Raw genomic sequence first — 24968 nt, forward strand, 5'->3', positions numbered from 1 at the left:
AACCTGCATATCACTATGCAGTTTGACTTTTATCGTGGTCATTGCGTTGTAGTAAGGATTGTAAAAAGTCTTTGTCTTTTTTTAATTCTGCATTTTCATTTCGCAAAGCTTCGTTTTCGAATTGTAATTGTAAAAATTCGGTAGTTTGTGTTTTCTCGATTGTGGTATTTTCATAACCATCAAACAACTCAAATAAATTAACTTTTAATGCTATTGCGATATTTTGCAATTTTGATAAAGGAATGTCAGATTTTCCATTTTCATAATCTACATAAGTACGTTTTTTTATACCTGACAGCTCAACAACTTCATCTTGAGTTAATTTTTTATTCTCCCTTATTTCTTTGATAATCAATTGCATATTTGAAGCTTATTAAAAATTTGTAATATTTTGCATTATGAATTGCAAAATATTGCAAATGTTGTATATATTTGCAATAACGAATGTAACAATTCTGTAACGCTTATGTAGCAAAAGTGTAGCTACGAAAGTAATAAAAAAAATTGCAAAATTCTGCTATTTGTGGAGAAATATTGCAATTAATTGAATTTTAAACCGATGCAAATTAAAATCTATGGTACGAACGGCAAAAGTGAATCGACGATACCGATTGCATCAAAAACTGATAAAAGCAGGAGTAAAATACAACCCGAATCTCAAAACGATTTATTTGCCTTGGGATTTTGAAATTGAAAATATGGATTTGAAAGAATTACAAAAAGACTATAGTTACCAAATACAACTGGAGATATGATTACGGACAAAGAAAGAACTCTTTTGATTGAAACATTAGGAAAGCAATATTCTGCAAAAGTATCACAGCATCTACAGAAGTTGAAAATTAAAAATGCCATTGGCAAAGATTACACAACACACAGTATCCGCATTTTTGTAAATGGTATGCGTGAAAATGAAAAGGTAGAAATCGCCATTATGCAATTGGTCAATAAAACCATAAAAGCAAAAAAAGTAATGCAAAAAAGACGTAAAAAATTATCTAAAGTCTAAGGGTAATGAATCCAAAAGTTTTATCAATATTCAACAACGCCAAAATTTTTCTTTCCTCTGAGGAATTGAAAGAACTTGCCTTGTGTATTGATAAAGAATTTGGAAAACCGATAGCTAAAAGAGCAAAAAAATCAAACGCATTAGAAAACTGGACACTAGAAAGTGTTACCGAAAAACTATTGGCGACCCAATTCAAGAAAAAAAGTAGAGCATAAAAATACCTCCAGCAAATGCTGAAAATTCCTAGACGCATTCGGGTGTATTCCGCCCGATGCTGAAAGGTTATAACGACGTATATATGAATAAACAGCAGTTAGATAGTAAAGTTTTTTCGTTGGCTTCCAATCTTTTTGGCTTTGGGAATACTATCGAGAAAAAGAAAACCCTAGAAAGCATTGCAACAACCGTTGCAACTTCATTGCAATTGGACAACCGTATTATGGCGGTTTATCCTGCTATTTCTATTGAAGCCTTTTCGATTACAATGGATAATTACCGAAAATACATTGCGGGTTACAACTTCAAAACCAATGCTGAGAACGATTTAATTGACAAACACAATGCGAATGTAAAGTGTTTTATACTTCAAAATGAATTGAACAAAATTCAAAAAGAATTCTCCACACTTTTTGTGAAGAATAAACAATCCCTAAAAGCTAGAGAGTACAACGAAAACGTGGATGCTTTTTGTAAAGATTACGGAATGATTCTCTACAAGAAAAAAATACAAACGGTCAAATATGCAACGGAATTGGTTTTTCAAAACTTGCTACACCTGTACAATTCGCAACTAATGAAACGCAATGAACAATATATGAAGTTGGGCGTTACTGCTGTCAGACCTATTGAAGAGTTTAAAATCAACTCATTTTTAGTAACCGAATTAAAACGAAACGGAATAAACAGTTTAGACCTTTGTACAAAGACTGTACGCAACCACAGACAACGATTGCAAGAATGCGGAGTATTTGTAGATTATATTTTTAAAGGGCAAAATAGACCTGTTGAAGTGCATATAAATACTGAAATTTTAATCGTTTTAGACCTTAAAACCTCAAAATTAACAATTGCTGAAAATCAACGCCTTACCTCTGAAAGCGAGAAAGTGTTACCTGATAACAATGAGAATACTAGAACAGTTTTAAATGAATATCAAAAGAAAGAGAATGTGAAAAACATTCCTCTTTTTAATAAGGAGTTCCCTTTGGTCACGCCTTCTCATTTGTTTTTTACAGGAACACCAGCCAGCAAGGAGCAAAATCCAACCGAGGTGGCGGGGGCGGAAAGTGTTAAAGTTTCAGAAACTTTATCGGAAAAACTGCAAAACTTAATCCTGCACCCACAGGAACTAGCTGTAAATCTAGCCAATAAAGAATACAACAACTACAAACCGATAGATATTCGCTATTTGTTTAAAGAAGCCTATTCAGGAACGATGCTAAAAGAGGATTTTCGGGAAATGGTAATCCAAGATTTTTTTAAGAGTATTTCAAAAATTTATAAAAACACTACGCCATTTGTGGGTTCATGGAAGAAAGCCATTGCACTTTATATGCAAAACAAGTGGATTGCTTTTACAGGCGAAGCATTTAATAAAGCATCGATTGTTGAGGATGTGCAACAAATGCGCTGGAGAGCTGAATGGGCGAGAAAATGGTTTGTGAAAAATGAATTTCCGCCATTATTTCCTTATGATTATTTTGATATGACCCGAAAAACTTCAAAAGAAGTCGGTTTCGAATATACAAAAGCCAAATGGGGAGAACATTTACAAGGAAAGGCGAAATATGAAGCTTTGAAAAAGAAGCAGGAAGCTAATGCAGTTCGCAGAAAAGTTGAGATTAATTATGCTAAAAAGTGCGAGAATGAAGTAAACCGTTTCTTCAAAAACAAAACTACAATGCCACAATTATTTGATTATGTCGAAAAGAATTTACCAGTAGAATATTTGGAGAAATTACCCAAAATGATTGAAAAAAAGGCATTAAAAATGAATGAAAAAACTATCAACATCAATACCGATTTTGCGCAATATGATTTTAGTGAATTTTAACCTAACCAATTTATAACTATGCCAGTATTTGTTCCTGAATCCTCGAAAATTAAAATGGTAATTCTTACCAAAAGCAAACAAAGTAATGCTGTTTGGTGGTCGCCAATCAATCAAAACAAACGAAATACCCAGTCTGTAATTGCCAGTATGTTGAGAAGGTTTGAAAAACACGCACTGTCAAAAATTACAAACGTTATTCAGTTTTATGAAAATGGAAATCTAATTGCGGTGAAAAAGTTATGAAATCTATTCAATTGAAAAATATTAAAATAGAGGAAATTGAAGTTTTGAGGGAGCAGATAATCTGTTTTATAAACGAAAAAAGCGAATCGTTAAAAAGTATGAATAAGGAAAATGCGGAGTTTTATATTGGCTTCATTTTGATTGATATTTTGATGCGTTTGGCTTTTAAACTGAGAAATAAAATGGAGCAAAACTTCAAAAATGCTGTATCTATTCGATTTACTATTTCCGAAGCATCGGTACTTTTTTTATTGTGCATCCAAGAAGTATCATTTTTAACCGATTATCAAAAACACGTTCTCTTGAAAACAAGAAATAATATTGACCAACAATTAACTAATTTGAATTAAACCCAAAGGAGAATGCTAAAAACCCTACACTACATTAGAGATAAAAAAGAACTGCAAGCATTGTATTTAAGTCAAATTCCAGAATTGTACATAAGAAAAGAAATAAACGAAATACTCAAAGAAACTAGAAAGTCAATACCCGCTGGAATGCGAATGAATGCGAAGAATATTTCGACACAGGAAGTAATTATGTTTATAGAAAAAAACGGAACTCCAGACGGTTATATTCTATCAGACGAATTGAAAATTAAGTTGAATGATTATCGAGAATTATTGTCCAGTAAAAAACTATTTAAAAAAAGATATAAGGATGTCACGTAAATATGCAATCAAATCGAACAACCCAACAAACGCATTAATAAACAGAAACTTTATTATTCGTATTCTTGAAAATCCGAAAGAAAATCCAGTAAAAAACACCAAATTAACCTCTGCAAACAAGCTTTCGAACTTTGTAAATGATGAAGAACTTAAATTAAAGCTTTTTAATAAGGTTTTAGATGGTGGAAAGGACAAATATTCCTTTCTGATAAGAAGTCGTCTTAAAATCGATTTTTGCTCAAAATAACTTTTTTTAGGAATGAAGTTGATTTAAGTGTTTGTGGAATTGTTTAACTACATTTGAAAAAAAACTAACAATCACGATACCAAATTAATCAAATTTGTGTGACTAAGGCTGATTTTTTTATACTTACGAGCAAGTTAAATATAATTTTAAATTAAATGAACTCAACTGAGAAAGGTAATATTGGGGAAGACTTTGTAAGCAGAATTGCAATTAATTCTTTTTTAGGATATTGGTGCTATCCAAGTCCAAAAGACGAGAATGGTGACAAGAAAGAAATATGCGATTTGTTGATAATATTTGGGAACTGTTTGATAATCGTTTCGGTTAAAAATTATGAATTTAAAGACTTATATTCACGTTATTTTAAAAGGACAATTGACAAGGCTGTAAAACAAATACATGGAGCTGAAAGAAAATTATTTTCGAATGAAAGAGACATATATTTAAAGCATCCTAACAAACAACTTGAAAGGTTTCCAAAAGAAAAAATTGATAATATTCATAGAATAATTGTGAATTTAGGGGAAGGTGTAAAATTTTATCCTTTTAGTCAAGAAACAAAAGGAAAAAACTTTGTGTCTCTTTTTGATAAGGATGCTTTTGAAACTATAGTTAACGAATTAGATACTATTCCAGACTTTATTGAGTATTTAAAAAAAAGGGAATTGTTATTTGCAGACAAAACAGTAACCGTTTTACCAGGAGAAGAAAACGACTTCCCAATTGAAACAGCAACTCAATTTTTTGAATATGAGCAGGAGCAACCATCTCGAGTAGATAAAATGAGTATTTTAATTTCAGGTACGGAACATGATTTATTGGGGAATTATTTAAAAAACGAGAGAACCTTTCCTGAAGACATTAAATCAAAAGAATATAATGGAATGTTTATTCAATTAGATGGTAATTGGGAAGATTTTAAGTCTAATAAGCAAGTTGTGTTAAAGAAGAAACTTGATAAAAATAGTTATTTTTTAGATGAACTCGTAAAAAGAGAAGTTCTTTCGAAAAGCAATCCAGATTCAGAAGAATTGGCAATAGCAATATTATCATTCAATAGGTTTAATAGAAGAATAATTTCAAATAATTTTTTAGAGTTTTTCGATTCATATAAAGATACTAAAGGATTGCATTTTGCAAGAAGATATGCTGATTTCGATGGAATAGGCGTTGTATTTGCTTTTTATACTCAAGAAATGACCGAAGAAATGGTAAAGACTTTCCTTAGTTTAGCAATGGACAGCTTTTGTGTTTTTTCAAAATATGAAAGCAAGAAAATGATTTTAATTGCAACAACTACAGAATTTAAACAGTTTAGAATAGGTTTGATGAAAGATATAGAACCGTTTCCAAAAGAAATGGAATTACAAATTTTAGAAGATGTAAAATTGCTAGGGTGGTTTACAAATCATACAGAAACAAATTTTACCGACCTAGAATATCCTGATGTAGAATAGTAAAGTAGAATAAAGTTTTATACCGATTGAAAAAAAATCCTCACAACTATAAAAGTTGAGGGGATTTTTTTTGTCCTTACTTCACTTAAAGAATCCTACAAATCTTTTGCAAAACCTTTGTAAAGAAAAGAAACATTTTGCAAAGCGGGTCAATCGTCTGCAATGGTCTAAACCATTATAAAATCCTTCTAATATTTGTAATCGATAATCAAATAGAAGCCTAATACTCTAAGCAAGAACGGAACGAAAATGGACATTGATAGCTTGTTAAAAAGAAATTTATTAGGTGGTCAAGAGTACGAGCCGTTGTTTCCTAAAGTCGCTTGTGATAAAACGAAATTAGGCAACGGTAATACTTTTGATACCGTCCGAATGATAAAGGAAATGGTTGTCAAATACAATTATCAGACAAAGGAAGTTGCAACTCTTTTGCAAAAGAGTAATCTGAAAGAAACTTGCGACAAGATATATTGGTTTTTGTACAATCACATCCAGTATAAGGCGGACGGAATGGAGCAAAATTTACGAAGTCCTGCTTGTGCTTTTAAGCAACGTGTTGAGGGAGTGGATTGTAAAACCTATTCGATTTTTGCCAGTTGTTTGCTTGTGAATTTGGGTGTAAGGCACTTCGTAAGGCAAATAAAACAACCGAGTTTTAGACCTGATTTATTTACTCACGTTTATGTAATCGTGCCTTTGAATCAAGAAACTGGAAACATAAAAGACGGCTATTTTATTATAGACGGCACAACCAATAATAACCGAGAACCCATATACACAATGGCACATGATACCGAAGTTAATTTACCGCATTTTGGATTAAACGCACCGAAACCTAATCGCAAAACAGTTGCAAAGAAACCGCAATTTTTTGCAAAGAAACAATCAAACGTTGCCATTTACTCCACAATCGTTGCCGTTATAGGAGGTGTGTTTGTATTTGGAAAATCTAATTAAACAATGAAGTATGATAATTATTAATGATGGAGAAGTGGGTTTAGGTAAATCTAAATTCCTTAGGAGGATTAGGCTTAAAGATGTAAGCTTAAAAAATGCAGTTAAGGTCGCAAAGTTTGCTGCTCCGATTGCGGCAGGTTTTATTCCTGTTGGTGGTGGTGTTGCCTCTAAGCTGTTAAGTTCTAAAGCTGGCAGATTGGTTAGTAAAGTAGCAAAGTCAAAAGCGGTAACAAAAGCGGTTAAACTTTCTAAAACCGCTGTAGGCAAACAAGTTGTAAGTTCTGTAAAAAACCGTTCGAGACCACAATTACAAACCATTAATAATATTACGCCTGCATCTTTTGCAAAATCTGAATTAGAAAATGACCAAAATCAAAATACCGAAAGCAGTTCTTATCAAAGTGAAGTATCCAAAAATGTAGAAATTGAGAAAGAACCAGTAGGAGAATTAACGCCAATTAAACCGATAGAGCAAAAGCCAAAAGATAACACAATTCTTTATGTAGCAGGAGCGGTGGTTTTGGGAGGAGGAATTTATTTAGCCACAAAAAAGTAGTAAGTAATTAAATCAATAAAATATGAATAAAGAAGTAGCAATCATTGGGGGTGGAGTTGTTGGAGGTGCGTTGTCTAATGGAGTTAGCACTTTATTACCACAGTCAGAAAGCCCAATTATTAATTTAGTTTTTGCAGGAGCTTCGGCTTTTGGAGCGACCAAAGTACGAGGAACAACCACAAAGGATAATTTGTTAAAAGGTGCTTTGATGGGTTCGGCAGTAGTTCAAGCTTTGACAGGAATCAAAAAAATTGCCGATAAAAGTTTGAGTGCTAGACTTACTGGGGACGGAAAAGCGACCCAATTTATGAAAGGAGCAGTTGGTTTGGCTTGTCCTTATGATGAGGGTTTGAACGGAACTTTTATGGGAGGTGATGGACAAATTTACCAGTACGATGAAAACGGTTTGAACGGGACTTTTATAGATGAAGCAGGAAATGTTTTTGAAATGAATAATGGTTTGAATGGAATGTTAGAAGACGAACTGTATGATAATGGACTTCACGGTGCAGAATCAGATGTTTATGGAATGGAAGATGAGCATGGTCTAAACGGAATAGAAGAGGAAGAGTTGTATTCCGAAATATACCAATAACAACAAAAAAGCAAGTGTAATCAAAGTTTTAATAGCACTTTGAAAAATAAAAATCATCAATCAAAAAACAATCAAATGAGTAGAAGGACAGAATTAGCGTCAGCGGTAGCGACAATTAAGGCTAAAAGAAATGGTGGGGTTCCAAAAGTAGGGCAAGTAGAATTGACAGACAAAACGCTTTATTTAAATGTAGCGGTAAAAGGTCAAGCAGGTATTGTAAACCTAGTAGATGTAAATACTCGTCGTGAAGTTGGTGTAACCAATATTGACGGTAACAAGTTGAATGCAGGACGTGATTACATTATTGATGGTGTCCGTGTTTTGTGGGGTCAGGATGTTAATCTTAAAGCCCAAAACTGGGGTACAACAAAATCACTTTTGCCAGCTGAATTTTTGGGAGCCGAATTTAGAATCAAACAGGGCGGTACTGTTTTGGTAGACATGCCAATTACTGATTTAACTATCGACCCTTTTGTAGCTTTTAGAAGCTTGTCAACTTCCCCATTAATCCGTAGTAATATGGAGTTTGAAATGGAAATAGAATACCCAAAAGGAGTGTCAGTTCCAGTTGATAAAGACTATAATGTTCGTTTTGAATTCAGAGCGCACCAAGCTAAACGATAGTAAAAAAAAGGTCATTAATAACTAAAAAAAAGCCGTAAACGTAAGTAGTTACGGCTTTTTTTAAACAACATAATAGTATGGCAGTAAGAGAAAAAGTTATCAATTTAATCATTCCATCTGGAGAAACAGAAGCTTTGCTTACCACTGCTTTAGAAATTGGTTTCGTTTTAGGAGCAGAATTACACACTAATCATATAGATGTAGACAATTTTGCGGAATATGGTATTTATGATGATAGTGGCGTAGCATTTTCAAAACCAACACACGTAAACCATTGGAAGCGTAGAGAAGGTTCAGGATTTGACGATAGTTACAAACCCCTTCTATTTGATACAGAATCCAAAACATTTCAATTTAAGGCAAGAACAAAAACAGCTGTAACAAAAGACACCTATTTCCATTTGATTTTGATGTACAAAATTAATCCTGAAAGTTGTTCTTAAAATAAAATCAAATGATAAAAGACTTTATAGCAGTAATTACGGGTGTTGTTTTTTTGAAGATAAAAGATGATAAAGACAGTATTATAATTGAAAATGTAACGACTTTGCAGGTTAGGAATAACGGTATTTCTAGTGTCTTTGTCAATGATTTTGAAATAGCTAGTAAAGAAAGTTTTGTCATAGTTCCTCCCGACGGTACAATATCAAAAATTGATTTAAACATCCGATTTGATAAAACAAATGAAGGTGTTTTGCAGGAGTTTTCAAGTTTCACTTGGAACAAAAAAGAAATAGACATTATTTATAAAAAATTCATACGATGCAAGAATTAGAGATTTTAATGGACAAACTAAATACTGACCAATACTCGGCAGTTTCGGTTTTCGATTTAGATACAAATTCGTTTTTGTTTCGCAACAAAACTCATGCTGAAATAACAGCTAATGAGAGTACGGCAGAAGAATTTTTTGAAACTCTTTTTGCTAATGGACACAAAAGATTGAATTTGAGTTTGAAGCGTAAAAACGGAAGTACTTTTAAAATCGACGGTCAAAGTTTTGAAGTTAATTTTTCTAAAGAAAGTCAGGAAACAAAACCAGTTCCACAAGTGCAACCAAATCAACAATCTCAAACAGAATTTTTTCAGAATTCGTATGGTTTAGGAACACTTGATATGATAAACTTATTTGTAGCCAAAGGAGATGCACAAAGACTTTTGACAGAAAATGAGGTTTTGAAATCTGAAAATAAAGAGTTTAAAAAGCAAAATGAAGAGTTGAAAGAGGAACGGTTGGCATCTAAATATGATACCGATAAGAGCAAAGGAAATCAAGAAATGTTATTGGGAGCTATTCAACAATTACCTGCTTTGATGAGTTTTGTAAAAGGAACTCCACCGCTAGGTTTAGGTAATCCAGTTGAAACGTATGATACACCAGTAAAAAAACATTTTGCAACTGCTTTGCAAAATATTGATGATACCGTGGTAAATGTACTAGATAGTATCAATAACGGATTGAATACAAATGCGGTTTTCTCTAATGAATTAGCTGAATTATTAAAAAAACACAACTTATGGGAAGCATAAAACAAACCATTCAATTAGATGTGATTGCCAAAACACCATTTGAATTAAAACCAAAAGTAACGGCTTTAAAAGAACTGGCAAAACTAGATTCTGATGTATTGACAAAACTTGTGGAGTTGTCTAAAAGTCCAGTTGCCATCACACATTTGAAAACCAATTTCGATATGATAAAAGGGTTTTTAACTGCTTAAAAAATCCAACGATGCAAAGGAAACAAATATTAAGTCCAACAGGATTTACAGTTTTAAAGATTGCTCTCATTGGTGGAATATTGACATTGGTATATTTTAAAATCTTTAAGGGATTTCAGCAAATTCAAGACGACAAAAGATACAAACCAAGTAATATAAATGTTACTCAAGCCAAAGCACGTTCGGAGGCAATTTATACTGCTTTATTAGGTTTTGGGGCAAATTATAACACCGTTGAAAACAACTTGACAGGATTGAATCACAATGGATTTATAAAGGTTTATAATGAATTTGGAGAACGTAGGAGTTCAACACTTGTCAAAATGAATTTGGTAGAATGGCTTCAAGATCAATTTAATGAAACAGAGATAGCCAAACTACGATTTTTAATAAAAGGGTTTTTCTAATGACAAATAAAAGAAAAGTAATAATTGGAGTTTCGGTTTTGTTTTTTGGATTAGGCGTTTTTTTTCTTACCAAAAAGAACAAAAACGGAAAGTCTGTTTTGGGTGGTGGCACAAAGTACATTGACGAAGGCGATGTCAACTTAATTCCACTTTTCTCTGCAAGCCAAAAAGCAAATGTATTGTATAATGCAATGAACATTTACACCGGTACAGACGAACAAACGATGATTGAAGAATTGACAGGTGTTTCACAAAACCAATTCGGCTTAATTAGTAAGGCTTTTGGATTGAGGAACTACAATCGTTATCTGGGTTACAACACCATTGGAGGAACACAGTTACCCCTAAAAACGTGGTTGAGAGAAGAACTTAATGATGCCGATTACAACTTGTTAAGAAAGAAATTTCCAATGTATTTATAAAAAAAGGATATGAAAGTGAGTAAAGAAAATAAAGTGCTGATTGGAACGGCAGTAGTTGGAGCAGGATTTTTAGGTTTTTTGTATTGGAAGAAAAAGAAAAAAGAAGCCGAAGAAAGCCTTGTTTCTTATACCCCTGAACCAATCGCACCAACAGCACCAGTAAGAGAAAATCCAAAGCCAGTAGTAGGAGCAGTTTTGGACAAAAATAAATTATTGTTTAAAGGAAGCAAAGGACTTGAGGTAAGGGAATTGCAAAGATTACTAGGAGTGAAAATTGATGGCGATTTTGGAAATATTACTCTAACAGCATTATTGGCAAAAAGAGGGGTTACAAAAATAAGTATCAATACTTTTTCAAAAAAGAAAGTAGCCACCAAAGCAAAGCCAACTGCTTTTGTTTTGCCCAAAAAAGGGCAAAAAATTATGGCGATTCAGAATGATGTTAGTGTTTTTAATGCTCAAAAAACTGCTGAAGGAACGTATTTCAATACAGGAACGAAACCTTTTATAGGAGGGAGTTTTAGTTATGGTGAACACATCGGAGTTTATGTTGCTTCAAAGGTGGGAGGTCAATATTTAGTAGAGCGCAACGGGGTTTATTATTTTGTAAAAGGCACTGCCGTAAAACCATATTAAAATGAAGACAGAAACAAAAGTAATTATTGGCGCAATAGCAATTACGGGATTGTTTTTAATCCTCCGAAATAAAAAAAATGAACCTCAAAAAGTGATACTGTAATGGCAAATTTCAATCTATTCCTTCCCGAATTATTAAAAGCGGAAGGAGGTTATCAAAATAGAGTTTCGGATAGAAAAGGCAATACAAATTCATTGGGGCAAATGGTGGGTACAAAATATGGAATATCAGCACCTGCTTATGAAGCTTACATAAAACGCCCGCCAACAATTGCCGATATGAAAAATTTACCGCTTCAAACTGCGGTTTTGATTGCTAAAAAATTCTATTGGGATGTTTGCAATGCAGATGATATAGAAAATCAATCGGTTGCAAATATTATAGTTGACCATTTTTTTAATTCAGGAAAACGAATGTTTGTTAAGGAAGTTTTGAAACAAAGATTTGGGGCAAATATAAAAGTTGATAGTAGAATTTCTAAAGACACAATCACTTTATTAAACGCATCGAATCCAGAGTTTCTTCATTATGAATTAAAGAAATCCCGGGAGAAGTATTATAGAAATATCGGCGGTTCTAACTTAAAAGGATGGCTTAACAGATTGTCAAGATTTGTTTACGAAAAAAAAAAGTTCAAACAGCAGAGTAATGATAAGCCTAGTTATAGCCACGCTTGGGATTGGCTCGTATTTAATAATAAAAAAGCATTCAAATAATGAAAGATACAATTCTAAATAGTTGCAAAGATTTACAAGATTATTTTCTATTCCTGATCGTTGTACTGGCAGGAGTTTTTACAAAAGTTTACAATGCAATTTCAAAAGGGAAAAAACCCAGTTTGAGTTGGTTTCTTGCCGAAGCAATAGTGAGTTTTTTTGTAGCATTTTCAGTTTATGCAGTTTGCGACCAATACTTAAACTTGAATAAAATTTTCATTTATGTTATTTGTGCTTGGGGTGGTTCGTTATCAACATTGATACATAGTGAAGTCGAAGAATTAATCAGTAGCTTTTTTGATGTTTTGAAAAGTGTACTAAAATCAAAATTCCATTAATTATGAATTCTAATTATCAATCAGAAAATCCATTGAAAACATTTATTCAAACCATTGTTATTGTGCTTGTGATTTTCATTTTGTCACTTTTTTTAAAGAGTTGTGCTTCAAAACCGATTGAGAAAACACATACAGTAGAACGTATTGTAGAGTATAAAACGGATAGTGTTAAAGTTACAGCAATCAACAAAGCTATTTTGGACAGCTTAATCATTCAAGTTTCAAAAGTGAAAACAATTAAACCAGAGTGCGATAGTATTACACAAGCAACATTAGACCAATTATTAAGCAACCTCAATAGTAGAAAAAAATCAGGCGATAATGAAGTTGGAATCTACTATGACGATATAAAGAAAATGATTGTTGCTTGGCAAAAGGTTGCAGAAACTCAAAACGAGAAATTGGTAAGTAATAAAAGGGCAAAAGAGACATCAGTTGAAAAACAAATTGTCGAAGTTCCGATAAAATACATTCCATTATGGGTAAAGTGTTTCGCTTTTTTGGGTTTTGCAAGTATTGTTTTTTTAGTGTGGCGCATTGCGAAAATTTGGGTTTAATATTTTAATGTTCAAAAAATGAGTTTACGAAAAATAGTTATTGGAGTGGGAATAGTTGCAGTTGTAGGCTATTATTTGCTAGGAAATAAAGTAAAAAAAATAATTGAGCAGTTTCAAAACGTCAAAGTATATCCAGTTGCTTTTAAGAATTTAGATGCAAAGTGGAATGATGGGATTCCTTATGTTACTTTCAAATTAGATTTGAGAATGTTTAATCCAACCCCTGTAAATTTCAATGCTACTATAGTAGCCGTTACGCTAAAAAGAATATTGTTTTATGATAAAAAGAATGTGCTTTTCGGAAGTTCGGAAGTCAATATAAATGCTCTCAATATTCCTGCAAATTCCAGTATAGTTTTAAAAGATATACTCGTGAAATTAGATTTACAAACGGCAATTACTACCGCAATTGCCATTCTAGGAAATGATGGTTTTAATGTAAAGGAGATTAGAACAGAAGCAGTTGTTAGCATTTTAGGAATCGATTATAAACTTTCATGATATGACTTTAGGAGAAGAATTCAATAGTTTAAACGGGATTATAGTAACAAGGAAAGACCTTGAAAAACTACTGGAAAAAGCCGAAAAAGAGCGCAATACAATAATATCTAAAAGAATCATCAAAGTGCTTCACGCTTTTTCGGACGATACTTTCTTGATTGAATTGAAAAATTTAGTTGAGCCTTATGGTTTAAACGGTGTTGATGTTGACGGGATTACTGGTTTACTAGGTGGATTAGAATTTATTCCTGAAACCGAGGATATAGGACTAGGAAAACCCGTTTCTCCAAATGAAATTTATGATATGGTTACGCAACGAATGATTGATTTAATCAAAGATGCGAACAAGGGAGATTATAAGAGAGCTTGGAAAGAAGAGGGGTATTTAATCCCTTATAATTTTGTTTCTAAAAAGGCGTATCGAGGGGTAAATGTGGTTATGTTATCACCCCTTTTCGGGCTATTGGACAATCCCTATTTTTTAACTTTTAATCAAATTCAAGAAAAAGGAGGGAAAATAAGAAAAGGAAGCCACGGACATAAAGTAGTTTATTTTTCGAGTTTTAATAAGGAGTATTCCGATGCTGAAATCGAAAGGTTAAATGAAAAAATCATAGATAACAAGCTCGAAAAAGGAGACGAAAAAACAATCTTCTTTCTTAAATACTACAACGTATTCAATGGTGCAGACATTGAAGGGATTGATTTTGATTTGGATAATTTTTCATTGCAAGGGAAAGTAGTAAACAACGAAATGGAGACTGGAGAAAATGAGAAAATTGAAATTGCAGAAGCTATTGTCAAAAATTATCCCAAACCACAACCCGAAATAAGGTTTACTGGAAGCAGAGCATTTTACCAACCTGCAAATGATTTTTTGAGTATGCCTGATATTTCGAAATTCAAAACTTCACAGGATTTTTATAGAACCTATTTTCACGAATTAAGCCACAGTACAGGACACGGAAGCAGATTAAAAAGAGGACTAGCAAACGAATTTGGTTCGCCTGAATATGCTTTTGAGGAATTAATTGCAGAGTTTGGAGCTGTTTTTTTGTCAGCACAAGCAGGGATTATGTTTTATACTAACAAAAATCACGCTGGCTATTTGAAAGGATGGAATGAAGTGTTATTGCCAAATTTAGAAAATGACAATCGTTTTCTAATGAAAGCCAGTAGTCAAGCACAAAAAGCAGCTGATTTTATTTTGCAACCCGATGCAAAAGGAGATTTTTTATTCACTAAAGAATTTTCCAATATAACTGTAAAGCCTAAAAAGTCAGTTGTAAAGCGAGTGTCAAAAGTGAAAACAACCAAGAAAACAAAAGCTGTTCCGGTCAAAATAAAACCAAATAAAATTGCGAAAAATGATATTGATTCACTTAAAGACATAGCAAATGGCTTTTTGAGTTCACATAAAATAGCTCTCAAAGCAACCGACTTTAAAGAAAGTGGAGAAGTGATTTTTGAGCCAAGAAGTTTTGGAAAAATTAACGTTGATGGCTTAATAATCAATTACAATAAAAAAACAAAAATTTTCGAAGTTGCTGAAATGCAAGCAGGGAAAAATGAAGAAGAGATTTGGGTTTATTTGGAAACAAAACAATTTATTATGGCTTTGAAAGAACTTGTAAAGGGGAATAATAGGAAGCCAAAGAAAATAATTGATACGTCTGTTAAACCTAAAAAGGTTGATAAAAGAGCTAAAACAACACAAGCTGTTGAAAAAAAAGAAAAAGTAGAAGAGCCTAAAATTTCGGGTGGACAATATGCGCTTTTTGGTGCTGTAAAAGGTTCGAAAATGAATAGAAATTCTCTTGCTTACAAATTGGCAAACAAGCCTAAAAACGTGAATTATTTCAAGATTGATAATACTGAAATTGCAAGTTTCTTGGGGCAAATAGAGCGCAAGAGAAAAGAGAGCATTGTTATTTCACTTACAGGTGGGCAAGGTTCGATGAAAACGAGAATGGCGTTTCAGTTTATGAATGCTTTAGCACAAAACTACAAAGTGGGTCATGCCAGTATTGAAGAGCATCCCGAGAGCAATTTATATTTTGATAAAGCGGAACAATATTTAAACACAAAAGCCTTGAATAACATTGAAGCTCCCGAAATAAAATCGGTTAATGAATTGGAACAGCTCATTAAAAAAAATGATGTGATTGTTATCGACAGTTTTACCAAAATGCAAGAAATGCATAAAGGTTTTGAAGTGGATAAAGATTTGCGAAAAAAATACGATGGTAAATTGTTCATTGTCATTTTTCAGCAAACAACCGACGGCAAAATGCGTGGCGGTAGCAAAAGTCAATTTGATGCGGACATTGTTTTGTTTACTGAAAAGAAGACGAATTATAGAGATAATTACATCTATGCTGACAAAAACCGCTATCAAAACAAGCCTTTAGATGGATTGAAGTTCAATATTTTTAGTAAAAAGTTACTGTATGACAAATCCGAACCCATAGCAGAACCAACAGCAAAGAAGAAATTATCATTTTCTGTAAATTAAAAATGAAAAGCAATGACAAAATTAACACTCTCAACCAATGAATTAGAGAAGGAATTATTGCTTGAGACAAAACAGGGTAATCTGTTTCGATTAAAAAGGAATAATGCAAAATCCCAGGATAAAAAAAATGTTTGGCAAACATTAATTCTTTTATCAGATTCAAGACAAGAAGTATTAAAAAATGAAATAGTAAAATCAAAATCAACAACCATGAAATCAGGATTAAGAAAACCAACAGTAAGAGGGTTAAAAACAGTTTGTGCCAAAGTAGTAAAAGTTACAGGTATTAAAACAGATGGTACACTCAAAAAAGGATATAAATACGTCAAAGGTGGTAAAATCGTAAAAGTTGCAGTTACTACTGGAAAAGCAAAACCAGTAAAAAAGAAATCAGCTAAAAAAGTTGTAAAATATAAAAAATAAAAAATGGCACTACCTACAGACCCTTATATGTATTTGGTGGTTAATAGTGACGGCACTGTGTCGTTACATTCTATCAACTATAGCAGTGAAATGTCTTTATTTTCATCAAAACAAGACCCTGTAATAGGACTAGACGGAGCATTTACGTTAGTACAAGTATTGGATTGGGGTGGCTACACACGAAACTATAACTATAATAATTTTGATTTTTCGGCATGTGTACCTCCCATAGTGGCAACAAATCAAGTGGAGTTTTTTACGGAATTGTCTAAAAAATTCTTTTCGTCTTCCTTTACTCTGCCAGTAGATAAAAGAATAGTGAAGTTTATTAGGGCATCGAACGGTAACGTTTTATTAAAAAAACTTGACGATACTTTAATAACATCGTTCACGCCTGCGCAAAATGTTGTCGGTGTAGCAGGAAAGCCAAATTTTTTTAAAATTCAATCTGAAGCTTCATTTGATACGAAACATTTTGTTTTGGATTATGCACAGATAAATCGTGGTTTATGTGATCCAGTTATTTACGCTGAAAACTTTAATGATTTTTTAATTGAATTATCAGACAATTTTTTTAAAACAGGTTCATCTGTTCAGGAAGTATCAGTTAATAATTTTCCTGTACAACAAAACAAATTTTACAAAGTTTATGATTCCCCTCAATATAGGGGTAATGTTTACGGCTTGACAAATCAGTCTTTGGGTTTATGGGGGAATACTATTTGGATGACTCAAAACGTTTTTAGATTGGATAAATATGGGGTATTTCAGTATTTTAATAATTCACATTTTGACAATTTAAACGGAACGGGGCAGATGCCTACGGATTGGTCTGAACAAAGAGTTTTAGATCAAACGAAAACTTTGATGTTAAATGGAATGTATGTAAAATTCACATGCACAAAGCCATCTTATGCTGTTGATTGGTATCACTTTAGAATATTTCAGGATGTAAGAACAAATGAGGTTTATATAACATATCAGTCCGGGAATAATCAAGGGGTTTATAATGTGCTGCCTATTTCGACTTTGGAATGTTTAGACGGTGGTTTTAGCATCTCGGATGTGCCTTTAGGACTTAAAATAGAGGTTAGAAGCAAGTTTTTCTAAAAGATAGTTATTTAATTTTTGTTTAGGAAGGAAATCGTGTTGCAGTAATGTAGCACGATTTTTTTATATATTTGAAAATGCCATTTACACCTGAACATATAGAGAATATGCAAAATATTTTCAAGCACATGGAACCGTCCATGATTGACAGCATTCAATTCTTTAAAAAAGAAGAAGTTAGGTGTTATTGTACTTTTGGTATTCAAAACAAATGGAGTAAATGGATTTGTATTTTTCAAAATTTTGATAACATAAAACCATACCAGTTAAAAATTTTGAATAAAAGAAAAATGGAAATTCCTTTCGAAATATATATCACTTATCCATCCGAAAATATTACTAGGATTGGATGGAAAAAAGTTTAAACGAATTTATTTGATATGCTCTGAGTAATCATCAGGAAGTACGGCATCTATATCACGTAAATACTTCTCTAATGCAGTCATTGTAGTATGACCAGTAATAAGCATTAGTTTGCTTTTCGCTTCAAATGGAGTACTGTTTTTTACAAGCTCTCTATATAGCTTGGTTATGAACGTATGTCTAAAGCTATAAAGCCCGTAATCTTTTCCTAATCCTAAACTGTCTTTTACTTTTTTGAAACGTTTACTGAAATAATCTCTTTTGTCGGTTTCGCCAGTTGTCCAGTCGTAGCCAATACCATTTGGAGTGAACAAAAAACTTTCCGGATCGTACTTCTCTAAATCGGGTAATGTGCATAATAATATTTCAGGAATGATTTTGATTTTTACAGCCTTGTTTTTTGCTCGAACATAAATAAGTTTATCTTTTATGTTTACGTCCTTAATTCTCAATCTGACAACTTCTACAGGTCGCAAATGATTATAAGAAACAAACTGAATAAACAAGAGTAATAAATCGTCATTGTTTTTTAGATAATTGAAAATATCAACTTCTTGAGTAGTGCTATAAGTCTTATTTCTTTCGGGTGTAGATTTTAGAACATTAATTTTTTTGACAAAATTATCCGTAATAATATCATTATCCTCTAGTGATTGAAAGAACATTGATAAATTGGAGCGAGTATTATTTCTGTTTTTAGGACTCGTATTCGATAGAATGGAGTTAAGAAAAGTGATTACCGTCTTTTTATTTACCGTTGTAATGTATCTATTTTCAAAGCCATTTGCCAAAAGCCACTTCTCAAATGATTTTATTCTCACTCTAAAATCACGATAACTATTCTCTTTGAGTGTGTTTTTTTTCAATTCAAGCGCAAAAGTAACTGCATCTGGAATATTATATTTCTTTGATTCATCAACAGAAATAGAATCATCATAAGGATTGAAGCCATTTTCTAAAATAGTTTCAATTGCCTTAGAAAGGATTTTTATTGCTTCTTTTCTTTCTTTTAGTGTTTTGAATTGATTGACCCCCGAGTAGATTGGAGTCTGTCTTTCGAGCATGTCGGTTGATGGATTTCGAAACGAATAATACACGTACCAACGCTTTGTTAAATCACCATTTGCATCGTAAATCTTTGGTACTGAGTATTGTTTCTTATAAGTCAAATCGTATGCGTTAGCGTATTCTTTCGTTAAGAGGTGGCGAATTTTAGACATAAAAAAAGCGGTTTTAAATTGCTCTAAAACCGCATAAAATCTATATTTTTTCGTCTTTTAACCTAGTAGCGAGACCGAGATTTGAACTCGGGACCTCAGGGTTATGAATCCTGCGCTCTAACCGACTGAGCTATCTCGCCATGATTGAAGGTGGAAAACCATCCCTGAATGCGGGTGCAAATATAAAAATAATATTACAGCTTGCAAGTATATTTTTAAGAAAAAAAAATATTTTTAAAAATGCTTTTTTTTCGGAGTTATATTCTATATATTTCGCAAAAATTAAATGTAGCTCATGGATCAAAAAGTACGTTACGAAATCGAGTTCCCCATAAATTCCTCGCCTCAATTATTATATCAATATATATCGACTCCTTCTGGTCTGTCAGAATGGTTTGCTGATAATGTGAATTCTCGTGGAGAGTTCTTTACTTTTATTTGGAATGACTCCGAAGAAAAAGCCAGGCTTGCCTCTAAGAAGTCGGGTGAAAAAGTTAAATTCAAATGGGTTGATGAGAACAGTAAAGACACAGAGTACTTTTTTGAATTGCATATTTTAGTTGATGAACTTACCAAGGATGTTTCTTTAATGGTTATTGATTTTGCTGATAAAAATGAAGTAGATGAAGCAACACAGTTATGGGAAAACCAAATTTCAGATTTGAAACATCTCATAGGGTCTGTATAGTAAAATCATATTTTATGACTTATATTTGCCCTAAACAAAATTTAGGGCTTTTTTTATGATTAATTTTAATGGAACTATAGTGTCTCAAGACGCTAATATATTGACACAGAACCGCGCTTTTTTGTATGGTGATGCTGTTTTCGAAACGGTTAAAATAATAAATAATAAAATTCTTTTTTTAGAAGATCATTATTTTAGATTAATGTCTTCTATGCGAGTGGTTCGAATGGAAATTCCAATGAATTTTACCATGGAATATTTTGAAGAACAAATACTTTCTCTCGTTGAAAATAATTCTTTAGCTGATTCGGCACGAGCCAGAATTACCATTTATAGAAATGATGGAGGCTATTATTTACCACAAAATAATACAATTTCTTTTTTAATTCATGCAATAACACTTGAAGGAACGCTGTATTCAATTGACAAAAAAGAATATGAAGTTGATTTATATAAAGACTTTTATGTGACTAAACAATTGTTGTCTTCCATAAAAACAACTAATAAAATCTTAAACATAACCGCTAGTATTTATGCAAATGAAAATGGATTAGACAATTGCATTTTATTGAATGACAGTAAAAATGTTGTTGAAGCTTTGCAAGGAAATATTTTTATGCTACTGGGTAATAAACTCATTACGCCGCCTGTTTCCGAAGGGTGCTTGAATGGTGTAATGCGCAAACAAATTTTAGCTTTGGCAAAAAAAATAGCAAATTTAGAGGTAGTTGAAGAAGTAATTTCTCCATTTGATCTTCAAAAAGCAGATGAATTGTTTATTACGAATGTTATAAAAGGTATACAGCCTATCACAAAATATCGTAAAAAGGAGTTTACAACTAAATTGGCAAATGAATTAGTTGAAAAATTGAACGAAGCGGTACGTGTTGTTTAATTTAAATAAGGATTTTCTGGAGCATTAGACCAGATAAGATATTCTCCTCCTAGTTCCATAATTTGTTCTTTCCAGAAATGAGCTGCTGATTTTCCTATGATTTTATTTTCATAATTATTTTCAGTGATAATCCACGAATTACATTCCATTTCTGTTTCCAGTTGGTCTTCTTCCCAACCGGTGTATCCTAGAAAAAAACGAATGTTTTTTTTACTTATTTTTCCGGTATTGATAAGTTCTTTTGTAGATTCGAAATCGCCACCCCAATAGATGCCATTTGAAATTTCTACACTATTAGGAATTAATTCGGGGATGTCATGGATAAAATAAAGATTATCTTGTTCTACCGGCCCACCATTGTAGATTTTGAATCTTGCATCAATATCAGGAATCAAGTCGTGGATGGTATATTTCAAAGGTTTATTTATAATAAAACCAACAGAACCTTCCTTGTTGTGGTCTGCTAATAATATTACGGATCTGCTAAATGATAAATCTCCAAATATAGAAGGCTCTGCTATAAGAAGATGTCCTTTTTTTAATTTTTCTGAAATCATAACGCTAGTTTTTTTATTAAAATTAAGGAATAATTATTGATAATACCAAACAAAGTCGTTTAAATGCATAAAAAAACCTTCCATGTGGAAGGTTTTATTATAATGGAAAACTTATGATTAGTTTACCGCTCCTTCTAATTCTGCTCCAGCTTTAAATTTCACAACGTTTTTAGCTGCGATTTGGATAGTATTTCCTGTTTGAGGATTTCTACCGTCTCTAGCTGCTCTAGCAGATACTGACCAAGATCCGAAACCTACTAAAGATACTCTTCCTCCTTTTTTCAAAGTACCGCCTACGTTTCCTAAAAATGACTCTAAAGCTAATTTAGCTGCAGCTTTTGTAATTCCTGCATCTGCAGCGATAGCATCGATTAATTCTGATTTGTTCATAATAAATAGTTATTAATTGTTGGTTAAAAAAATTGTCAATACACAAATTTAGTAGGAAATCCGTTCCTTGCAAGCGTTTTGTGTTATTTTAGTTTGTTTTGTTAATAACTTATTTTTTTTGTTCATAAAACAAGGCTTATTTCTTGTTAAAAGCATCAAACCCCTTGTTTTTACTGATGTTAATAGACTTTCGCATTTTCCGAAAAAGACATGCCATTTAACAATTCTATAGTATTTATTCTCTTTTTTCCCGGAAACTGTAAACTAAGTACTTGGATTAATCCATCTTTTACAGGAATTTTCATCTCTTTCTTGTTACAAATCAAACTACCAATAGGATAATTGTGATGTTCTGAGATGATTTTTGCTTCATATATTTTCACATTCCACTCTTCATTTTTGTCTCCAAAGAAACACCAAGCTGCTGGATAAGGACTCAAACCTCGAATCAAGTTATTTATTTCGGAAGCTGATTTTGTCCAATCTATTTTGCAATTCTCTTTATTTAGTTTGTATGCCGTTTTAATATCAGCATCATCTTTTTGAATAATGGTCGTTACATTTCCTTTTTCAATCATTCCCAAAGTTTCAATAACGATCTTGCTTCCTAAATCCATTAATAGATCATGTAATTGTTCTGCATTTTCAGTTGCTGAGATTGGTGTTTCAGCACTTAAAATCATGGCTCCGGTATCAATCTTGTCATCTATAAAGAAAGTAGTCACACCCGTTTTCGTTTCTCCATTTATGATTGCCCAATTTATTGGAGCTGCTCCACGATAATTGGGCAGCAATGAAGCATGAAGATTGAATGTTCCTAACGAGGGCATTTCCCAAACTACTTTTGGTAACATTCTGAAAGCAACAACGATTTGTAAATTGGCATTCAAAGATTTTAATTCCGATAAAAAAGCTTCCTCTTTTAGGTTAGTAGGTTGTAATAAATTAAGATTATTGGCTAGCGCATATTCTTTTACTGCCGAATATTTTAATTTTTGTCCGCGGCCAGCAGGTTTATCAGCTGCTGTAATAACGCCAACAACCTCATAGTTATTTTTGATTATAGTATCCAAAATCCCAACAGCAAATTCTGGGGTTCCCATAAAAACAATTCGTAATTTTTCCATTATGATTTTAAAGTGTATTTATTGTTTGGTTTTACAAGTATAATATTGTTTTCTAATAAATGTTGTAGTACAAAGATAACGTCGTCTGGGCTATTTTTAGTGTTATTTTGGATGTCTCTAGAATTCAAATCGTCTGATTGTAATAAAGCAACAATCTCTTTTGAAAGCGAAGTCACATCCCTTTTCTTATTTTTTTTAGTGATGCAATAGGAACAAATACCACAATCAACGTTTGTCTTTTCGCCAAAATAATCTAAAATCAATTTGCTTTTACAATTTTTTTTCTCACTTATATAATAAATAACAGACTTGAGTTGTTCTTTTTTTAATTCGTTTTGATTTTCTAAATATTTAGAAACTCTATTTATCGTTCTTTCATCTTCGCGAATTTCATTAAAAATTAATGTAGCATCATTATTTTTCGACTGATACTCAATAATATCTTTTTCCTTTAATTTATTTAAAACTGCCTGTATTTCATTTGTACCGTGATGTGACTTTTTTGCAATCAATTCTAAGTTGAAAGCAGTTTGGATCTCATAAATTCCAGGATAGGTTCGCAATATTGCCAAAATAATTTCTTCGTCATTAGGATTTAAACTCATATAACGGATTACTTCTTTGGAAGGAATAAGAAATTGCAGCGTAATTTTTTCCGAAAACTCTTGGGACAAACTAATAATTCCTTGTCTATCCAGAAACCGCATGGCATTGTAGGTTTTCAATGTTGGAAACTTATACTTTAGACAAAAATGATGTAAATTGAACGTAAATTGCTCGTCGATTCCTTCTCCGTAAGCAATCTGGAAATAATTACAGAGTTTGATATACATTAGATTTAAAAACTTTTTATCAGGAAGAACATTGATAAACTGATTTTCGGTTTGAAGAATATCCGATGGACTGGTTAATAATACGGCATAGGCTTTCTCTCCATTTCTTCCGGCTCTTCCAGCTTCCTGATAATAATTTTCTAAATTTTCCGGAAGCTGAATATGGAGGACTGTTTTTACATTGGCTTTATCAATTCCCATTCCAAACGCATTGGTAGCAACAATAACCTGCACTTCTTCATTCATCCAAGACTGCATGTTTTTATCTTTTTCTTTGGACGCAAGTCCGCCGTGATAATACGTTGCTTTGAATCCTAAAGATTGTAATTGTGAGGAAATATCCAAACACGATTTCCTATTTCTTACATATATTATAGAAGGCTGAGGGTTTTTCTTTAGAATTTGTTCTATTCTAAAAAGTTTGTCTTCAACTTCAAAAACCATGTAGGCTATATTTTCTCGGGCAAATGACTTCTCGAAAATTTTTGGATTATGCAATCCTAAATCAGTGATGATGCTTTCTTTAACTTTTGGAGTTGCGCTTGCGGTCAAAGCCAAGAAAGGGATTTTTGGAAAATGCTTTTTTAATCCTGAAATCTTCAAATAAGCAGGCCTGAAATCATGTCCCCATTGTGAAACGCAATGTGCTTCGTCAATGGTGATCATGCTGATAGGAAGGTTCTTTATTCTTTCAAGAATCCAATCCGATTGTAATCGTTCCGGAGATAAATACAAAAATTTATAATTTCCAAATTGGCAATTGTCCAATAAGTCAATCATTTCATCTGATTTTATTCCGCCAGTCAATGCAATCGCTTTAATATTTCGTTTTTGCAAATTAGCGACTTGATCTTTCATCAATGCCACTAATGGAGAAATTACTAAACAAATTCCTTCCTGCATCAATGTAGGAACTTGAAAACAGATGGATTTTCCACCACCGGTAGGCATTATCGCAAAAGTATCTTCACCACTTAAAACAGAATTTATAATTTCGTTTTGTAGCGATCTAAATTTGCCATGCTTCCAATATTTTTGGAGAATTTGTAGTGCTTCTGGCATAGATTTGGTTCCCAAAGCTTCGGGATTAGATTATAATTTATACTTGATGAAAAAATCGTAAATCCCAATTTGTA

At 32.6% G+C, this 24968-nt stretch carries 36 protein-coding genes and 1 tRNA gene; 30 read left to right on the forward strand and 7 right to left on the reverse strand.

Going from position 1 to position 24968, the window contains the following annotated elements; genetic code table 11:
* Positions 1 to 13: 13 nt before the first annotated feature.
* Positions 14 to 361: a helix-turn-helix domain-containing protein gene (locus tag ACM55M_RS10620; protein WP_416857602.1), complete on the reverse strand. Its 348-nt coding sequence runs from the start codon at positions 359 to 361 to the stop codon at positions 14 to 16.
* 214 nt (positions 362 to 575) lie between these two features.
* Between ACM55M_RS10620 and ACM55M_RS10625 the strand changes: the two genes are divergently transcribed.
* The 28 genes from ACM55M_RS10625 (at position 576) to ACM55M_RS10760 (ending at position 18124) form a co-directional block, all read left to right on the forward strand.
* On the forward strand, positions 576 to 755 hold the full coding sequence (locus ACM55M_RS10625) for a hypothetical protein (protein WP_416857603.1): 180 nt from the start codon (positions 576 to 578) through the stop codon (positions 753 to 755).
* Entirely contained in the window at positions 752 to 1009 is a 258-nt protein-coding gene (locus ACM55M_RS10630; protein WP_416857604.1) for a hypothetical protein, read from the forward strand. The genes ACM55M_RS10625 and ACM55M_RS10630 overlap by 4 nt, the downstream gene beginning before the upstream one ends.
* Before the next feature lie 5 nt (positions 1010 to 1014).
* Complete coding sequence (locus tag ACM55M_RS10635) at positions 1015 to 1224, forward strand: hypothetical protein (protein ID WP_416857606.1); 210 nt, start codon at positions 1015 to 1017, stop codon at positions 1222 to 1224.
* Between the two features lie 83 nt (positions 1225 to 1307).
* Positions 1308 to 3062, forward strand: a complete 1755-nt coding sequence (locus tag ACM55M_RS10640; RefSeq protein WP_416857608.1) for a hypothetical protein — start codon at positions 1308 to 1310, stop codon at positions 3060 to 3062.
* An 18-nt stretch (positions 3063 to 3080) separates the two neighbouring features.
* Positions 3081 to 3305, forward strand: a complete 225-nt coding sequence (locus ACM55M_RS10645) for a hypothetical protein (RefSeq protein ID WP_059114466.1) — start codon at positions 3081 to 3083, stop codon at positions 3303 to 3305.
* Complete coding sequence (locus ACM55M_RS10650; protein ID WP_416857609.1) at positions 3302 to 3655, forward strand: hypothetical protein; 354 nt, start codon at positions 3302 to 3304, stop codon at positions 3653 to 3655. Before ACM55M_RS10645 ends, ACM55M_RS10650 begins: the two co-directional genes overlap by 4 nt.
* A gap of 12 nt (positions 3656 to 3667) precedes the next feature.
* Positions 3668 to 3976, forward strand: coding sequence for a hypothetical protein (locus tag ACM55M_RS10655; protein WP_416857610.1), 309 nt, complete (start codon positions 3668 to 3670; stop codon positions 3974 to 3976).
* Entirely contained in the window at positions 3966 to 4223 is a 258-nt protein-coding gene (locus ACM55M_RS10660; protein WP_416857611.1) for a hypothetical protein, read from the forward strand. The genes ACM55M_RS10655 and ACM55M_RS10660 overlap by 11 nt, the downstream gene beginning before the upstream one ends.
* A 308-nt stretch (positions 4224 to 4531) precedes the next feature.
* Complete coding sequence (locus ACM55M_RS10665) at positions 4532 to 5680, forward strand: hypothetical protein (RefSeq protein WP_416857613.1); 1149 nt, start codon at positions 4532 to 4534, stop codon at positions 5678 to 5680.
* A 249-nt stretch (positions 5681 to 5929) separates the two neighbouring features.
* Complete coding sequence (locus ACM55M_RS10670; RefSeq protein ID WP_416857614.1) at positions 5930 to 6637, forward strand: transglutaminase-like domain-containing protein; 708 nt, start codon at positions 5930 to 5932, stop codon at positions 6635 to 6637.
* Between the two features lie 10 nt (positions 6638 to 6647).
* Positions 6648 to 7193, forward strand: coding sequence for a hypothetical protein (locus ACM55M_RS10675; protein ID WP_416857615.1), 546 nt, complete (start codon positions 6648 to 6650; stop codon positions 7191 to 7193).
* A gap of 22 nt (positions 7194 to 7215) precedes the next feature.
* Positions 7216 to 7788, forward strand: coding sequence for a hypothetical protein (locus ACM55M_RS10680; protein WP_416857616.1), 573 nt, complete (start codon positions 7216 to 7218; stop codon positions 7786 to 7788).
* A gap of 75 nt (positions 7789 to 7863) precedes the next feature.
* Positions 7864 to 8412 carry a hypothetical protein gene (locus tag ACM55M_RS10685; protein WP_416857617.1) on the forward strand — a complete coding sequence of 183 codons (549 nt, stop codon included), beginning with the start codon at positions 7864 to 7866 and terminating at the stop codon, positions 8410 to 8412.
* A 77-nt stretch (positions 8413 to 8489) separates the two neighbouring features.
* On the forward strand, positions 8490 to 8855 hold the full coding sequence (locus ACM55M_RS10690; RefSeq protein WP_416857618.1) for a hypothetical protein: 366 nt from the start codon (positions 8490 to 8492) through the stop codon (positions 8853 to 8855).
* An 11-nt stretch (positions 8856 to 8866) separates the two neighbouring features.
* Positions 8867 to 9187 (forward strand): hypothetical protein, encoded by a 321-nt coding sequence (locus ACM55M_RS10695; protein WP_416857619.1) that lies wholly within the window; start codon positions 8867 to 8869, stop codon positions 9185 to 9187.
* Positions 9175 to 9942, forward strand: coding sequence for a hypothetical protein (locus ACM55M_RS10700; protein ID WP_416857620.1), 768 nt, complete (start codon positions 9175 to 9177; stop codon positions 9940 to 9942). The genes ACM55M_RS10695 and ACM55M_RS10700 overlap by 13 nt, the downstream gene beginning before the upstream one ends.
* Positions 9930 to 10133 carry a hypothetical protein gene (locus ACM55M_RS10705; RefSeq protein ID WP_416857622.1) on the forward strand — a complete coding sequence of 68 codons (204 nt, stop codon included), beginning with the start codon at positions 9930 to 9932 and terminating at the stop codon, positions 10131 to 10133. The genes ACM55M_RS10700 and ACM55M_RS10705 overlap by 13 nt, the downstream gene beginning before the upstream one ends.
* 11 nt (positions 10134 to 10144) lie before the next feature.
* A complete protein-coding gene (locus tag ACM55M_RS10710; protein ID WP_416857623.1) occupies positions 10145 to 10540 on the forward strand; it encodes a hypothetical protein in 396 nt (131 codons plus the stop codon).
* The gene (locus tag ACM55M_RS10715; protein WP_416857625.1) at positions 10540 to 10962 is read left to right on the forward strand and encodes a hypothetical protein; all 423 of its coding nucleotides are present in this window, start codon (positions 10540 to 10542) and stop codon (positions 10960 to 10962) included. Before ACM55M_RS10710 ends, ACM55M_RS10715 begins: the two co-directional genes overlap by 1 nt.
* A 9-nt stretch (positions 10963 to 10971) precedes the next feature.
* The gene (locus ACM55M_RS10720; RefSeq protein WP_416857627.1) at positions 10972 to 11598 is read left to right on the forward strand and encodes a peptidoglycan-binding domain-containing protein; all 627 of its coding nucleotides are present in this window, start codon (positions 10972 to 10974) and stop codon (positions 11596 to 11598) included.
* Positions 11599 to 11700: 102 nt separating this feature from the next.
* Positions 11701 to 12315 (forward strand): glycosyl hydrolase 108 family protein, encoded by a 615-nt coding sequence (locus ACM55M_RS10725; RefSeq protein ID WP_416857628.1) that lies wholly within the window; start codon positions 11701 to 11703, stop codon positions 12313 to 12315.
* Positions 12315 to 12653 carry a hypothetical protein gene (locus ACM55M_RS10730; protein WP_416857629.1) on the forward strand — a complete coding sequence of 113 codons (339 nt, stop codon included), beginning with the start codon at positions 12315 to 12317 and terminating at the stop codon, positions 12651 to 12653. The genes ACM55M_RS10725 and ACM55M_RS10730 overlap by 1 nt, the downstream gene beginning before the upstream one ends.
* Before the next feature lie 2 nt (positions 12654 to 12655).
* Positions 12656 to 13210 (forward strand): hypothetical protein, encoded by a 555-nt coding sequence (locus ACM55M_RS10735; RefSeq protein ID WP_416857630.1) that lies wholly within the window; start codon positions 12656 to 12658, stop codon positions 13208 to 13210.
* An 18-nt stretch (positions 13211 to 13228) separates the two neighbouring features.
* Positions 13229 to 13711 carry a hypothetical protein gene (locus ACM55M_RS10740; RefSeq protein ID WP_416857631.1) on the forward strand — a complete coding sequence of 161 codons (483 nt, stop codon included), beginning with the start codon at positions 13229 to 13231 and terminating at the stop codon, positions 13709 to 13711.
* Between the two features lies 1 nt (position 13712).
* Entirely contained in the window at positions 13713 to 16226 is a 2514-nt protein-coding gene (locus ACM55M_RS10745) for a zincin-like metallopeptidase domain-containing protein (protein WP_416857632.1), read from the forward strand.
* A gap of 12 nt (positions 16227 to 16238) precedes the next feature.
* Positions 16239 to 16649, forward strand: a complete 411-nt coding sequence (locus ACM55M_RS10750) for a hypothetical protein (protein ID WP_416857634.1) — start codon at positions 16239 to 16241, stop codon at positions 16647 to 16649.
* Between the two features lie 3 nt (positions 16650 to 16652).
* Positions 16653 to 17759, forward strand: coding sequence for a hypothetical protein (locus ACM55M_RS10755; RefSeq protein ID WP_416857635.1), 1107 nt, complete (start codon positions 16653 to 16655; stop codon positions 17757 to 17759).
* 77 nt (positions 17760 to 17836) lie between these two features.
* Complete coding sequence (locus tag ACM55M_RS10760) at positions 17837 to 18124, forward strand: hypothetical protein (protein ID WP_416857636.1); 288 nt, start codon at positions 17837 to 17839, stop codon at positions 18122 to 18124.
* Between the two features lie 6 nt (positions 18125 to 18130).
* Here the strand turns inward: ACM55M_RS10760 and ACM55M_RS10765 are convergent, their stop codons facing one another.
* Positions 18131 to 19342: a tyrosine-type recombinase/integrase gene (locus ACM55M_RS10765; RefSeq protein WP_416857638.1), complete on the reverse strand. Its 1212-nt coding sequence runs from the start codon at positions 19340 to 19342 to the stop codon at positions 18131 to 18133.
* Positions 19343 to 19408: 66 nt separating this feature from the next.
* Positions 19409 to 19482 (reverse strand) — tRNA-Met (locus ACM55M_RS10770).
* Positions 19483 to 19637: 155 nt separating this feature from the next.
* Between ACM55M_RS10770 and ACM55M_RS10775 the strand changes: the two genes are divergently transcribed.
* Together ACM55M_RS10775 and ACM55M_RS10780 are read left to right on the forward strand one after the other, a co-directional pair.
* A complete protein-coding gene (locus tag ACM55M_RS10775; RefSeq protein ID WP_143387973.1) occupies positions 19638 to 20030 on the forward strand; it encodes an START-like domain-containing protein in 393 nt (130 codons plus the stop codon).
* Positions 20031 to 20085: 55 nt separating this feature from the next.
* Positions 20086 to 20925, forward strand: a complete 840-nt coding sequence (locus tag ACM55M_RS10780; protein ID WP_416857639.1) for an aminotransferase class IV — start codon at positions 20086 to 20088, stop codon at positions 20923 to 20925.
* Here ACM55M_RS10780 and ACM55M_RS10785 read toward each other — a convergent pair.
* From ACM55M_RS10785 to ACM55M_RS10800, 4 genes are all read right to left on the reverse strand, one after another.
* Positions 20922 to 21482 (reverse strand): YqgE/AlgH family protein, encoded by a 561-nt coding sequence (locus tag ACM55M_RS10785; RefSeq protein WP_416850068.1) that lies wholly within the window; start codon positions 21480 to 21482, stop codon positions 20922 to 20924. The genes ACM55M_RS10780 and ACM55M_RS10785 overlap by 4 nt on opposite strands.
* Before the next feature lie 117 nt (positions 21483 to 21599).
* On the reverse strand, positions 21600 to 21872 hold the full coding sequence (locus ACM55M_RS10790; RefSeq protein WP_035667751.1) for an HU family DNA-binding protein: 273 nt from the start codon (positions 21870 to 21872) through the stop codon (positions 21600 to 21602).
* A gap of 179 nt (positions 21873 to 22051) precedes the next feature.
* On the reverse strand, positions 22052 to 22999 hold the full coding sequence (gene fmt / locus ACM55M_RS10795) for a methionyl-tRNA formyltransferase (protein ID WP_416857640.1): 948 nt from the start codon (positions 22997 to 22999) through the stop codon (positions 22052 to 22054).
* Positions 22999 to 24894, reverse strand: a complete 1896-nt coding sequence (locus ACM55M_RS10800) for a RecQ family ATP-dependent DNA helicase (RefSeq protein WP_416857641.1) — start codon at positions 24892 to 24894, stop codon at positions 22999 to 23001. Before ACM55M_RS10800 ends, fmt begins: the two co-directional genes overlap by 1 nt.
* Positions 24895 to 24968 lie beyond the last annotated feature (74 nt).

Source organism: Flavobacterium galactosi, from assembly GCF_048158585.1.
Taxonomy (GTDB): Bacteria; Bacteroidota; Bacteroidia; order Flavobacteriales; family Flavobacteriaceae; genus Flavobacterium; species Flavobacterium galactosi.

What these genes read in the sequence shown, in the direction of transcription:
- ACM55M_RS10700 (WP_416857620.1), top strand. Translation starts at nt 9,175, where the DNA reads ATGCAAGAATTAGAGATTTTAATGGACAAACTAAATACTGACCAATAC.
- ACM55M_RS10740 (WP_416857631.1), top strand. Translation starts at nt 13,229, where the DNA reads ATGAGTTTACGAAAAATAGTTATTGGAGTGGGAATAGTTGCAGTTGTA.
- ACM55M_RS10690 (WP_416857618.1), top strand. Translation starts at nt 8,490, where the DNA reads ATGGCAGTAAGAGAAAAAGTTATCAATTTAATCATTCCATCTGGAGAA.
- ACM55M_RS10750 (WP_416857634.1), top strand. Translation starts at nt 16,239, where the DNA reads ATGACAAAATTAACACTCTCAACCAATGAATTAGAGAAGGAATTATTG.
- ACM55M_RS10650 (WP_416857609.1), top strand. Translation starts at nt 3,302, where the DNA reads ATGAAATCTATTCAATTGAAAAATATTAAAATAGAGGAAATTGAAGTT.
- ACM55M_RS10715 (WP_416857625.1), top strand. Translation starts at nt 10,540, where the DNA reads ATGACAAATAAAAGAAAAGTAATAATTGGAGTTTCGGTTTTGTTTTTT.
- ACM55M_RS10800 (WP_416857641.1), bottom strand. Translation starts at nt 24,894, where the DNA reads ATGCCAGAAGCACTACAAATTCTCCAAAAATATTGGAAGCATGGCAAA.
- ACM55M_RS10630 (WP_416857604.1), top strand. Translation starts at nt 752, where the DNA reads ATGATTACGGACAAAGAAAGAACTCTTTTGATTGAAACATTAGGAAAG.
- ACM55M_RS10675 (WP_416857615.1), top strand. Translation starts at nt 6,648, where the DNA reads ATGATAATTATTAATGATGGAGAAGTGGGTTTAGGTAAATCTAAATTC.
- ACM55M_RS10710 (WP_416857623.1), top strand. Translation starts at nt 10,145, where the DNA reads ATGCAAAGGAAACAAATATTAAGTCCAACAGGATTTACAGTTTTAAAG.
- ACM55M_RS10620 (WP_416857602.1), bottom strand. Translation starts at nt 361, where the DNA reads ATGCAATTGATTATCAAAGAAATAAGGGAGAATAAAAAATTAACTCAA.
- ACM55M_RS10645 (WP_059114466.1), top strand. Translation starts at nt 3,081, where the DNA reads ATGCCAGTATTTGTTCCTGAATCCTCGAAAATTAAAATGGTAATTCTT.
- ACM55M_RS10660 (WP_416857611.1), top strand. Translation starts at nt 3,966, where the DNA reads ATGTCACGTAAATATGCAATCAAATCGAACAACCCAACAAACGCATTA.
- ACM55M_RS10725 (WP_416857628.1), top strand. Translation starts at nt 11,701, where the DNA reads ATGGCAAATTTCAATCTATTCCTTCCCGAATTATTAAAAGCGGAAGGA.
- ACM55M_RS10705 (WP_416857622.1), top strand. Translation starts at nt 9,930, where the DNA reads ATGGGAAGCATAAAACAAACCATTCAATTAGATGTGATTGCCAAAACA.
- ACM55M_RS10670 (WP_416857614.1), top strand. Translation starts at nt 5,930, where the DNA reads ATGGACATTGATAGCTTGTTAAAAAGAAATTTATTAGGTGGTCAAGAG.
- ACM55M_RS10785 (WP_416850068.1), bottom strand. Translation starts at nt 21,482, where the DNA reads ATGATTTCAGAAAAATTAAAAAAAGGACATCTTCTTATAGCAGAGCCT.
- ACM55M_RS10680 (WP_416857616.1), top strand. Translation starts at nt 7,216, where the DNA reads ATGAATAAAGAAGTAGCAATCATTGGGGGTGGAGTTGTTGGAGGTGCG.
- ACM55M_RS10730 (WP_416857629.1), top strand. Translation starts at nt 12,315, where the DNA reads ATGAAAGATACAATTCTAAATAGTTGCAAAGATTTACAAGATTATTTT.
- ACM55M_RS10755 (WP_416857635.1), top strand. Translation starts at nt 16,653, where the DNA reads ATGGCACTACCTACAGACCCTTATATGTATTTGGTGGTTAATAGTGAC.
- ACM55M_RS10735 (WP_416857630.1), top strand. Translation starts at nt 12,656, where the DNA reads ATGAATTCTAATTATCAATCAGAAAATCCATTGAAAACATTTATTCAA.
- ACM55M_RS10760 (WP_416857636.1), top strand. Translation starts at nt 17,837, where the DNA reads ATGCCATTTACACCTGAACATATAGAGAATATGCAAAATATTTTCAAG.
- fmt (WP_416857640.1), bottom strand. Translation starts at nt 22,999, where the DNA reads ATGGAAAAATTACGAATTGTTTTTATGGGAACCCCAGAATTTGCTGTT.
- ACM55M_RS10655 (WP_416857610.1), top strand. Translation starts at nt 3,668, where the DNA reads ATGCTAAAAACCCTACACTACATTAGAGATAAAAAAGAACTGCAAGCA.
- ACM55M_RS10640 (WP_416857608.1), top strand. Translation starts at nt 1,308, where the DNA reads ATGAATAAACAGCAGTTAGATAGTAAAGTTTTTTCGTTGGCTTCCAAT.
- ACM55M_RS10720 (WP_416857627.1), top strand. Translation starts at nt 10,972, where the DNA reads ATGAAAGTGAGTAAAGAAAATAAAGTGCTGATTGGAACGGCAGTAGTT.
- ACM55M_RS10780 (WP_416857639.1), top strand. Translation starts at nt 20,086, where the DNA reads ATGATTAATTTTAATGGAACTATAGTGTCTCAAGACGCTAATATATTG.
- ACM55M_RS10790 (WP_035667751.1), bottom strand. Translation starts at nt 21,872, where the DNA reads ATGAACAAATCAGAATTAATCGATGCTATCGCTGCAGATGCAGGAATT.
- ACM55M_RS10745 (WP_416857632.1), top strand. Translation starts at nt 13,713, where the DNA reads ATGACTTTAGGAGAAGAATTCAATAGTTTAAACGGGATTATAGTAACA.
- ACM55M_RS10695 (WP_416857619.1), top strand. Translation starts at nt 8,867, where the DNA reads ATGATAAAAGACTTTATAGCAGTAATTACGGGTGTTGTTTTTTTGAAG.
- ACM55M_RS10685 (WP_416857617.1), top strand. Translation starts at nt 7,864, where the DNA reads ATGAGTAGAAGGACAGAATTAGCGTCAGCGGTAGCGACAATTAAGGCT.
- ACM55M_RS10775 (WP_143387973.1), top strand. Translation starts at nt 19,638, where the DNA reads ATGGATCAAAAAGTACGTTACGAAATCGAGTTCCCCATAAATTCCTCG.
- ACM55M_RS10635 (WP_416857606.1), top strand. Translation starts at nt 1,015, where the DNA reads ATGAATCCAAAAGTTTTATCAATATTCAACAACGCCAAAATTTTTCTT.
- ACM55M_RS10765 (WP_416857638.1), bottom strand. Translation starts at nt 19,342, where the DNA reads ATGTCTAAAATTCGCCACCTCTTAACGAAAGAATACGCTAACGCATAC.
- ACM55M_RS10625 (WP_416857603.1), top strand. Translation starts at nt 576, where the DNA reads ATGGTACGAACGGCAAAAGTGAATCGACGATACCGATTGCATCAAAAA.